Below are 10,842 nucleotides of genomic sequence, written 5' to 3' on the forward strand. Positions count from 1 at the left end.
TTAACGAATGGCTAATATAATACCTATTAAATTACAACAGTTCTTTTTATCCTTCGGGTTAATCTTCAGTTTAAGCTTAACTGCGGCCCATGCCGATGATGGGTACCGGTTGTGGCAGCGTTATGATAAAATTAACGATGCAGGCAAACTGAAACAATACCGTAACCGCCTGAAGCAAATTGTTGTGGAAGGTTCTTCGCCTACACTTACAGTGGCTACCAAAGAATTACAAAATGCTTTACCGGGTTTACTAGGTAATGAGATAGGCTTAACCAACCAGGCTAAAGAAAACAATACCCTCCTGATTGGCACTCCGCAAAACTCCCCTACCCTGGCTGCGCTGCCCCTCCGCGAAAAATTGCAAGCTTTAGGACCAGAAGGATATTTAATATTTAATACCGCGGTAAATAAAAAACCAACCATTGTAATTGCGGCTAATTCAGATGTGGGCGTTTTATACGGCGTGTATAATTTTATCCGGCTGCTACAAACCCAGCAGAATATTGATAATATTTCTATCAGCAGTGCGCCCAAAACCCAACACCGGGTACTCAACCACTGGGACAACCTGGACCGGACGGTGGAACGCGGTTACGCCGGTTTTTCTTTATGGGACTGGCACCGGTTACCCGGTTACATCGATCAGCGGTATATAGATTACGCCCGGGCCAACGCCTCTATTGGTATTAACGGTACCGTTCTGACCAATGTAAACGCCAATGCCTTAATTTTAACCAAACCTTACCTGGAAAAAGTTAAAGCCCTGGCCGATGCTTTCCGGCCGTACGGCTTAAAAGTTTACCTCACAGCCCGCTTTAGTGCCCCTATTGAAATTGGTGGCCTGAAAACGGCTGATCCCCTAAATGCGGAGGTAAAAGCCTGGTGGAAAACCAAAGCCGATGAAATCTATACCTATATTCCGGATTTTGGGGGCTTTTTGGTTAAAGCCAATTCTGAGGGGCAACCCGGTCCGCAAAACTACGGCCGCAACCACGCCGACGGGGCTAATATGCTGGCCGATGCCGTGGCGGCTAAAGGTGGTATTGTAATGTGGCGCGCTTTTGTATACGACAACCAGGTACCCGAAGATCGCATTAAACAAGCTTACAACGAGTTTAAACCGCTCGATGGCAAATTCCGGAAAAACGTGCTGGTGCAGGTAAAAAATGGGCCCCTCGATTTTCAGCCCCGCGAGCCGTTTCACCCGTTGTTTGGCGCTATGCCCCAAACGCCGCTTATGATGGAGTTCCAAATTACCCAGGAATATTTAGGTCAGGCTACCCAATTAGTATACCAGGCGCCCCTTTACAAAGAAACTTTAGATGCCGATACCCACGCCAAAGGGGCTGGCTCCACCGTAGCCAAAGTAGTAGACGGCAGTTTGCATAATTACGAAGTAACCGGCATGGCCGGGGTATCAAACATTGGCAACGACCGCAACTGGACCGGCCATTTATTTGGGCAAGCCAATTGGTACTGTTTTGGCCGCCTGGCTTGGGACCACACCCTGTCTTCCGAAAATATAGCCGACGAATGGCTCCGGATGACTTTTACAAATGAAAACAAGTTTATCAATCCGGTAAAAGATTTAATGCTGAACTCCCGCGAAATAATGGTGAACTACATGACACCGCTGGGCTTGCACCACATTATGGGTTGGAGCCACCATTATGGCCCTGGCCCCTGGATAAAAGACAAACCTCGCGCCGACTGGACCTCGGTTTATTACCACCGGGCCAGCACCGATGGCCTTGGGTTCGATCGGACTGCCTCCGGTAGCAATGCCCTGGCCCAGTATTTTCCGCCGGTGCAGCAAAAATTTGGTACCCTGTCTAATTGCCCCGAAGAATATTTACTTTGGTTTCACCGGGTTAAATGGGATTACCGGGTAAAATCGGGCCGTACTTTATGGGATGAGATGTGTCAGCGCTATTACGGGGGGGCAGCGGCCGTAAAAGAAATGCAAAAAACCTGGCAAGCCCAGGAAAGCTATGTCGATGCCGAGCGATTCCAACACGTGAAATCTTTGTTAGGTATTCAGGAGAAAGAAGCCCGCTGGTGGCGCGATGCCTGCGTGCTGTATTTCCAGACTTTTTCGCGTCAACCAATTCCGGCAGGCTTACCCAAACCCGAAAACACCCTGGATTATTACCTGAAGCTGGAACCCAAATTTGTACCAGGGATTTAGTTTAACTACAGCAATTTACGACACCAAATCAGTCATCTAATTCACCAACCAAAATACAAACCATTAAAAGCTAATTGCTAACCGCTACTTGCTAAACATGAACAATATTTCTATAACGCAAAATAAAATTGCTATTGTAACCGGCGGTGCCTCTGGTTTAGGTTATGCCATCGCGCAAAAATTTGTGCAAAACGATATCCGCACCATTATTATTGGCCGGAACGAACAAAATCTCCAGGCGGCCCAGCAGGCCTTTGGCGAATTATGTACCTATATAGCTTTTGATTTAAATAACCTGGCCGGCATTCCGGAATTGGTAGCCCACATACAGCAGCAGTTTGGTAAAATTGACATCCTGGTAAATAATGCCGGCATCAACCTAAAAAAACCATTCACCGAAGTAACCGACGAAGATTTCCAGCGCATATTGTTAACCAATCTTACCGCCGTATTTGCCTTAAGCCGCGAAGTAGTAAAAGTTATGGTGGCGCAGCAACACGGAGCCATTGTAAATATTAGCTCCATGGCGGCCCAGTACGGCATACCCAAAGTAATTGCCTACACCGCTTCTAAATCGGCCATTGAGGGCATGACTAAAGCGATGGCGGTAGAACTATCGCCGCTGGGCCTGCGGGTGAACTGCGTGGCACCCGGTTTCATTGCCACCGATATGTCGGCCAAAGCCCTCGATAACGATCCGGAACGTAAAAACAAAGTACTTTCCCGCACCCCCATGGGCAAATTGGGCTCGCCCGACGATGTAGCCGATGCGGTTTACTTTTACGCCACCGAAGGTGCCAAATACGTTACCGGAACCGTACTACCCGTAGACGGCGGCAATGCCATTGGTTTTTAAAATTACTTTTATCGACTAATGAGACGATCAAAGTAATTGATTTAAATATAAAAAGCTTCTTCTCAAATATTCAATCTTAACCATACCTACAATAATCCCCATGAATAAATATAAAATATTAACCTTTGCTTGCTTAGCGGCCCTGGGTTTGGGCTTTGTGCAAAAATCGGAGCCCAGCTTAAAAGAAGCTTTTAAAAACGATTTTATGATTGGAGCTGCCCTGAATAATGCCCAGGTAAGCGGCCGCGACGAAAAAGGTGTAGCCCTGATCAAAAAACAGTTTAATACCATTAGCCCCGAGAACCTGCTGAAATGGGAACCGGTGCACCCTCAGCCAAACCAGTATAACTGGAAACCAGCAGATGACTACGTAGCTTTTGGCCAGGCAAATAAAATGTTTATTGTGGGGCATACGCTGGTTTGGCACCAGCAAACGCCCAAATGGGTGTTTGAAGACGAAGCCGGTAAACCCGTTAGCCGCGAAGTGCTTTTAAAACGCATGGAAGACCACATCAATGCGGTGGTAAGTCGGTACAAAGGTAAAATAAACGGTTGGGATGTGGTAAACGAAGCCATTAACGACCAGGACGGCGGCATGCGTAAAACGCCTTGGCTCGATATTATTGGGGAAGATTTTGTGGCCAAAGCCTTTGAATTTGCGCACAAAGCCGATCCCAAAGCCGAATTATACTACAACGATTATAGCCTTTACCGGGCCGATAAACGCGCCGGCACAATAAAATTGGTAAAAGGGTTACAAGCCAAAGGCATTCCGGTAAAAGCGATTGGTATGCAGGGCCACTACGGCTTAACGGTACCTACTATTGCGCAAATTGAAGCCAGCATTGTGGCGTTTGCCCAACTGGGCGTAAAAGTAAACTTTACCGAGTTAGATATTGACGTACTACCTAACCCCAGCCGCCGGCAAGGCGCCGACATTGCCGAAACATTTGGTGTAGATAGCAAATACAACGTGTACACCAATGGCTTGCCCGATTCCGTGCAACAGAAATTAACCCAACGCTACGCCGATATTTTTACGTTGTTCCGCAAGCACGCCGATAAAATAGACCGCATTACTTTTTGGGGCGTAACCGATGCTAATTCCTGGTTAAATAACTGGCCCATCCGGGGCCGCACCAGCTACCCCATGCTTTTCGACCGCAGCTACCAGCCCAAACCGGCTTTCCAAGCGGTAATTAACACGGCTAAAAAGAATAAATAATGACCCAATACCCCCCTTTGCTACCCTTCCGATTTTGCCGGTTACTGCTTTTGCCCTTGTTATTGGGGTTAACGATTGCAGCTATTCCGGCATCGGCTATTAACGGTAAAACCTACATTGCCGCTAAAAAGCAGAAAGGCAGTTTTGCCTTGGTCGTGGGTGGTAAACCGGCTCCTTTGTACATCAGTAGCCAGGATTTTACAGGGGTACAACGGGTTATAAAACACCTGCAGGCCGATATCAAAAACGTAACCCAAACTGAACCCATATTAGCCATAGATAAAATACCGGCCGCTAAAACCGTAGTGCTGGTGGGCACTTTAGGTAAAAACCCGGTTATTGATAAACTGGTGCAGGACAAAAAAATGGACGTAACTGGCGTGGCCGGCAAATGGGAAACTTTTTTACTTACCGTAATAGAAAAACCGCTGCCGGGCATAGACCAGGCGCTGGTAATTGTTGGTTCGGATAAACGCGGCACCATTTACGGCATGTACGACCTGTCGGCCCAGATTGGCGTTTCGCCGTGGTATTACTGGGCCGATGTACCGGTTAAGCAGCAGCCAAATTTATACGTATTGGCTGGCCGTCATACCCAGGGCGAACCCAAAGTAAAATACCGGGGCATATTTATCAACGACGAAGCCCCAGCGCTCTCGGGTTGGTCTAAAGAAAAGTTTGGCGGTTTTAATGCCAAGTTCTACGATAAAGTATTCGAACTGATTTTGCGGATGAAAGGCAATTATCTCTGGCCCGCCATGTGGGGCAGCGCCTTTTACGACGACGATAAAAACAATCCTATTCTGGCCGATGAATACGGGGTGGTTATAGGAACTTCGCACCACGAGCCGCTCATGCGGGCCCACGACGAATGGCGCCGCTACGGCAACGGGGGTAAATGGAACTATCAAACCAACGCAACCCACCTAAAAGAATTCTGGCGGGAAGGCATCCGGCGCATGGGCACCAAAGAAAGCATTATTTCGGTGGGTATGCGCGGCGATGGCGACGAACCCATGAGCGAAAGCAGTAATATTGCCCTGCTTGAAAATATTGTTAAAGACCAGCGGGAAATTATAGCAGATATTACTGGCAAACCCGCCTCCGCTACCCCGCAGCTTTGGGCTTTGTACAAAGAAGTGCAGGAATATTACGATAAAGGCATGCGGGTGCCCGACGATATTACCTTATTATTGTGCGATGATAATTGGGGCAATATCCGAACTTTACCTAAAATAGGCGAAGCACCACGCGCGGGCGGTTACGGAATTTACAATCATTTCGATTACGTAGGTGGTCCACGTAACTACAAATGGTTAAATACCAATCCGCTGCCCCGCATTTGGGAGCAAATGCACCTGGCTTACCGCTATGGCGCCGACCGCATCTGGATTGTAAACGTGGGCGATATTAAACCCATGGAATTTCCGACCGAGTTTTTCCTGGATTACGCCTGGAACCCTGACCATTGGCCCGCCGAACGCTTAAACGAATACACCCAATTGTGGGCCGAACGGCAGTTTGGTAAAACGCACGCCCCGGCTATTGCGGATTTTCTGGCTAAGTACGCCAAATTCAATAGTCGCCGAAAACCAGAATTATTATCGCCGGAAACGTATAGCCTTAGTCATTACCGCGAAGCCGAAACTGTGGTTGCTGAATACAATAAATTAGCTACCGAAGCCGAAAAGCTCTACAACACGCTGCCTGCCGCCGATAAAGATGCCTATTACCAACTGGTATTATACCCGGTAAAAGCCTGCGCCAATTTGAATGAATTGTACATAACCGTAGGTAAAAACCGGCTATACGCCCAACAAGGCCGGGCCGCCGCTAACCAACTGGCCCAGAAAGCACGGCAATTGTTCCAGCAAGATGCCGAACTCTCCCGGTACTATAACCAAACCATGGCCGGCGGTAAATGGAACCACATGATGGACCAAACCCACATTGGTTATACTTACTGGCAGCAACCCGATAAAAATGCCATGCCCGAGGTAAAAGAAATTACCGTACCCACCACCGCCGAAATGGGTATAGCCGTAGAAGGTTCCGCAGACTGGTGGCCCCAGGCCAAAACCATAGCCAGTTTACCGGAATTTACGCCCTTTGGTACGCAACAATTTTATATTGATGTATTTAACCGGGGTAAAGTGCCCTTTACTTATACCGCTAATGCCGAAGTGCCCTGGCTTCAAATTTCGTCGGCGAGCGGCAACGTGAATCAGGAGCAACGGCTATGGGTTAGCGTAAACTGGAAAAAAGCGCCTGTTGGCCAACAACAGGTAGCCATCACCATCACCGGTCCTAATAATAGCCGCCTAAAGGTAGTAGCACAGGTGCATAATCCGGCAAATCTAAAACCAAAGCAGGTACAAGGTTTTGTAGAAAGCAACGGGTATATTTCTATGGCCGCCGAGCATTTTACCCAGGCCACCGGAACAGAAAGTATTAAATGGCAGCTTATTCCGGATTTAGGCCGCACAGGCTCGGGTATTACTGCTTTTCCCGTAACGGCTTCCATTCAAGCGCCGGGTCAGAATACTCCGCATCTGCAATACAAAATAAATACTTTTAGCAGCGGTGCAATTAAAGTACAAACTTATCTCTCTCCTACCCTAAACTTTAACCACTCCAACGGCTTACGCTACGCCGTTTCCATCGACGACGAAGCCCCGCAAATCATAAACATTCACCCCGACCTGTCGAACCGGGCCTGGGAAAAATCAGTGGCGGATAATATCCGGATTTTAACTTCTAATCATATTTTAACCAAAGCCGGCGAGCACGTAGTAAAGTTCTGGCTCGTATATCCGGGAGTAGTGCTACAGAAAATTGTAGTTGATACCGGCGGTTTGCAGCCCAGCTATTTAGGTCCTCCGGAAAGTTTTTACCACCCAAAGTAGTAGAACAGTACTTGCATTTAATATTTTATTGAATATTTGTATTAGCGTAATTCGGCTAAAGCTGTTAGAAGAGTTTAAAATCAACAACCATAAAAATCCAAGTTATAGTTATTTCAAAGCCCATCTATCTTACAGAATTATTCAGGTAATTGAGCCCGGGCAATATTTTTAACGTTAAATATTGCCCGGGCTTTTTAATCTAAAATCAGTATTTAACTTTATTTAATATTTCAGCAGCAGTAAACCCATCACCTTTTCGGGTAACCGAAAGACCTTTCATTTAAATATATTCCGGGTAAGTTGTCCTAAATTTAAATCTTAAAATAGATTACATTTAAGCTGCTAAGTTATACCTGGTAATTATTCCGGATTAAATTTAAATTTGACTGATAAAACCCCTTATATTGATCCAGAAAGGCGATTTGCCTGGTTTATTACAAACTACACCTTATGTACACCAAACTATCTTTCTTTACTTTATTGTTGCTGAGTTGCTTTGCCGGATTCGCCCAGCAAACGGGCGTGCAGCAGCTACAATCACCGGATGGTAAAATAAAAGTGACCATTGATTTAAAAAATAATATTACCTACGCCGTAACCCACGAATCTGATCCGGTATTGGCACCGTCGCCGATTTCTATGCAGTTGGTAGGCGGCGAAAACCTGGGACGAGCGCCCAAGCTTCAAAACAGCAAAAGAAATTCTGTTAATAAAACCATTCCTACTACTTTATATAAGCGTTCGCAAATTACCGACCATTACAACGAGCTTACTTTAAATTTTAAAGGCGATTATAGTTTAATTTTCCGGGCGTACAACGATGGCGTGGCTTATCGTTTTGCTACCACCAAAAAGAAGGGTTTTAAGGTACAACACGAGCAGGTTGTATTTAATTTTTCGGCCGATCATCCGGCCATTGTGCCTTACGTAAACAAAGAAGCCAATGCCTCTTTAGAAGAGCAGTTCTTTAATTCCTTTGAAAATACCTACACCCATAGCCCGCTCTCCAAACTTAATCCGCAACGGCTGGCATTTCTGCCCCTGGTGGTGGAAGTAGGCAACGGTAAAAAAGCCTGCATTACCGAGGCCGATCTGGAAAGTTATTCCGGTTTATACCTGCAAAATACCAATGGTCAAAATGCTTTAACCGGTGTGTTTGCGGCTTATCCTAAAAGTGTAAAACAAGGCGGCCATAACCAGTTGCAAATGCTGGTAACGGAACGCGAAAATTATATTGCGGTGGTTAAAGGTACGCGGGTGTTTCCGTGGCGGGTAACAGTTATTTCGGCCGAAGACAAACAACTCGCCGATAATGATATGGTTTACAAGTTAGCTGCCCCGTCGCGTGTAGCCGATGTATCCTGGGTGAAACCTGGCAAAGTGGCCTGGGACTGGTGGAACGATTGGAACATCTCCGGCGTAGATTTTAAAGCCGGTATAAACAACCAAACCTATAAATATTACATAGACTTTGCCGCCGCCCATAAAATGGAGTATGTGATTCTGGACGAAGGTTGGGCGGTAAACCTGAAAGCCGATTTAATGCAGGTAATACCGGAAATAAATTTATCTGAACTGGTAAACTACGGCAAGCAAAAAAATGTGGGCATTATCTTGTGGGCAGGCTATCATGCCTTCGACCGCGACATGGAAAAGTTATGCCAGTATTTTGCCCAAATGGGTGTTAAAGGTTTTAAAGTAGATTTTATGGACCGCGACGACCAGCCCATGGTAGATTTTTATTACCGCGCCGCCAGCACCGCCGCCAAATACAAATTACTCATGGATTTTCATGGTGCTTATAAACCTACCGGCTTGCAACGCACGTATCCCAATGTGCTTAACTTTGAGGGCGTACACGGGTTAGAGCAAATGAAATGGTCGCCGCCTACTGTAGACCAGGTTACCTACGATGTTACCATTCCGTTTATCCGGATGGTGGCCGGCCCCATGGATTATACCCAGGGTGCCATGCGTAACGCTACCCGCAGTAATTACCAACCCATAAACTCAGAACCCATGAGCCAGGGCACCCGTTGCCGCCAACTCGCCGAATACGTAATTTTTGAATCACCGATAAACATGCTTTGCGATAACCCAACGGCTTACATGCGCGAACCGGTTTGTACCAAGTTTATTTCTACGGTGCCCGAAGTTTGGGATAACACTATAGCTTTAAGCGGCAAAATAGCCCAACACGTAGCTATTGCCCGGAAAAAAGGAAACGATTGGTACGTGGGCGCTCTAACCAACTGGGATAAACGCGACATAGAACTTGATTTATCTTTTTTAGAAGCCGGCAACTATAAAATCGAAATATTCCGGGATGGGGCCAATGCCGACCGCGTAGCCTCAGACTTTGTGCACGAAATAGTAGAGTTACCCCAAAGCCGTAAATTAAAAATATCGATGGCTCCGGGCGGAGGCTATGCCGCCCGCATTTATAAGCCTTAATATTAATTAAACCTGTAAATAGCAAGCACTGCTGTAACTTGCCGCCTGGCTATTTTTAACAACTCAACCGCTTATGTTGTTGGTACAAACCAAATAGCATAAGCGGTTTTTGCTGCTTAGCCCAGTAGCGTCTGTTTAGGGTTTATACCTTTTGCCTTAAAAATATTCGGCATGCCGACAATTTATCCTTAACTTTGCCCTCCTAAAAATTAATCCTGAATATTTATTTTGCTTAAAACCATATAATCTCTTTTGCCATTTTATTCTCTAGTAGCTAAACCAAGAAAATTTACGGTGTAGGGCAAGCGATTAGTAAATACCCGCTCCTACTGGTTTAGCTTTTTCATTAACCTATCCCAATCAGAATTACCACCACTTTACTTTAATAAATTTTATAAACCCTCCTGGCCGGAAAACGTTAAGCGGACGCAAACAGTATATGTAAACCGCCAAGCACCTGGTAAGTTGCTGGTAGCTGGTAAGGTTATTTTACTAACCAGCCTTTTCGCGAGTGGTATGGAGGGTAATTTAAGATTATGAACACAAGAAAATACTTTATTATAATTCTGATATTAGGTTTACTGTCTACTATCAGTCCTTTTTCTATTGATATGTATTTGCCGGGTTTTCCGGCAATTGCCCGGGATTTAAACACTACCATTGATCAGATACAATTATCGCTGACCAGCTATTTGGTAGGCATTGCATTGGGCCAGTTACTTTACGGTCCCCTGCTGGATCGTTTTGGCCGCAAAATTCCGTTGTATATCGGTCTGTTGGTTTATATTCTGGCCTCTTTGGGCTGTGCTTTAACTAACTCGGCCGAGACCTTAATTTTAATGCGCTTTATTCAGGCCATTGGTGGTTGTGCCGGTATGGTAGCGGCTATGGCTTTGGTGCGCGATTTATTCCCGGTAACCGAAACGGCTAAGGTTTTGTCTTTGTTAACCTTAGTTATTGCGGTTTCGCCCATGATAGCGCCTACTTTGGGCGGTTATGTTACCGCTTCGGTTGGTTGGCATTACGTTTTCCTGATTTTGGCCGGCATTGCTGCCCTTATTATTTTAGGTATTTACCTCTATTTACCTTCCGGCCGACAGGCCGATGCTTCGCTTTCTTTGCGGCCCAAAGCCGTACTTACCAACTTTATGCAGGTAATTAAACAGCCGCAGTTCTTAACCTATACCTTGGCGGGTGGCGTGGGTGCCGCGGC

The 10,842-nt window shown here is 46.1% G+C and carries 6 protein-coding genes; all 6 read left to right on the plus strand.

Annotated elements, in window-relative coordinates; genetic code table 11:
• Window positions 1-7 precede the first annotated feature (7 nt).
• Window positions 8-2,188 (plus strand): alpha-glucuronidase family glycosyl hydrolase, encoded by a 2,181-nt coding sequence (locus ACO1R6_RS04905; protein WP_486262683.1) that lies wholly within the window; start codon window positions 8-10, stop codon window positions 2,186-2,188.
• Between the two features lie 97 nt (window positions 2,189-2,285).
• The gene (locus ACO1R6_RS04910; RefSeq protein WP_486262684.1) at window positions 2,286-3,044 is read left to right on the plus strand and encodes an SDR family NAD(P)-dependent oxidoreductase; all 759 of its coding nucleotides are present in this window, start codon (window positions 2,286-2,288) and stop codon (window positions 3,042-3,044) included.
• A gap of 100 nt (window positions 3,045-3,144) precedes the next feature.
• Complete coding sequence (locus ACO1R6_RS04915; protein WP_486262685.1) at window positions 3,145-4,269, plus strand: endo-1,4-beta-xylanase; 1,125 nt, start codon at window positions 3,145-3,147, stop codon at window positions 4,267-4,269.
• Window positions 4,269-7,175 (plus strand): glycosyl hydrolase 115 family protein, encoded by a 2,907-nt coding sequence (locus tag ACO1R6_RS04920; protein WP_486262687.1) that lies wholly within the window; start codon window positions 4,269-4,271, stop codon window positions 7,173-7,175. Before ACO1R6_RS04915 ends, ACO1R6_RS04920 begins: the two co-directional genes overlap by 1 nt.
• Before the next feature lie 450 nt (window positions 7,176-7,625).
• Window positions 7,626-9,629 (plus strand): retaining alpha-galactosidase, encoded by a 2,004-nt coding sequence (locus ACO1R6_RS04925; RefSeq protein WP_486262689.1) that lies wholly within the window; start codon window positions 7,626-7,628, stop codon window positions 9,627-9,629.
• 536 nt (window positions 9,630-10,165) lie between these two features.
• On the plus strand, window positions 10,166-10,842 hold a 677-nt coding region (locus tag ACO1R6_RS04930), incomplete at its 3' end, for a Bcr/CflA family efflux MFS transporter (RefSeq protein WP_486262691.1).

The organism is Adhaeribacter sp., assembly GCF_057359045.1.

Bases quoted from the DNA above. Each gene is read 5' to 3' on its own strand.
- ACO1R6_RS04905 (WP_486262683.1), top strand. From the start codon at position 8: ATGGCTAATATAATACCTATTAAATTACAACAGTTCTTTTTATCCTTC.
- ACO1R6_RS04910 (WP_486262684.1), top strand. From the start codon at position 2,286: ATGAACAATATTTCTATAACGCAAAATAAAATTGCTATTGTAACCGGC.
- ACO1R6_RS04915 (WP_486262685.1), top strand. From the start codon at position 3,145: ATGAATAAATATAAAATATTAACCTTTGCTTGCTTAGCGGCCCTGGGT.
- ACO1R6_RS04920 (WP_486262687.1), top strand. From the start codon at position 4,269: ATGACCCAATACCCCCCTTTGCTACCCTTCCGATTTTGCCGGTTACTG.
- ACO1R6_RS04925 (WP_486262689.1), top strand. From the start codon at position 7,626: ATGTACACCAAACTATCTTTCTTTACTTTATTGTTGCTGAGTTGCTTT.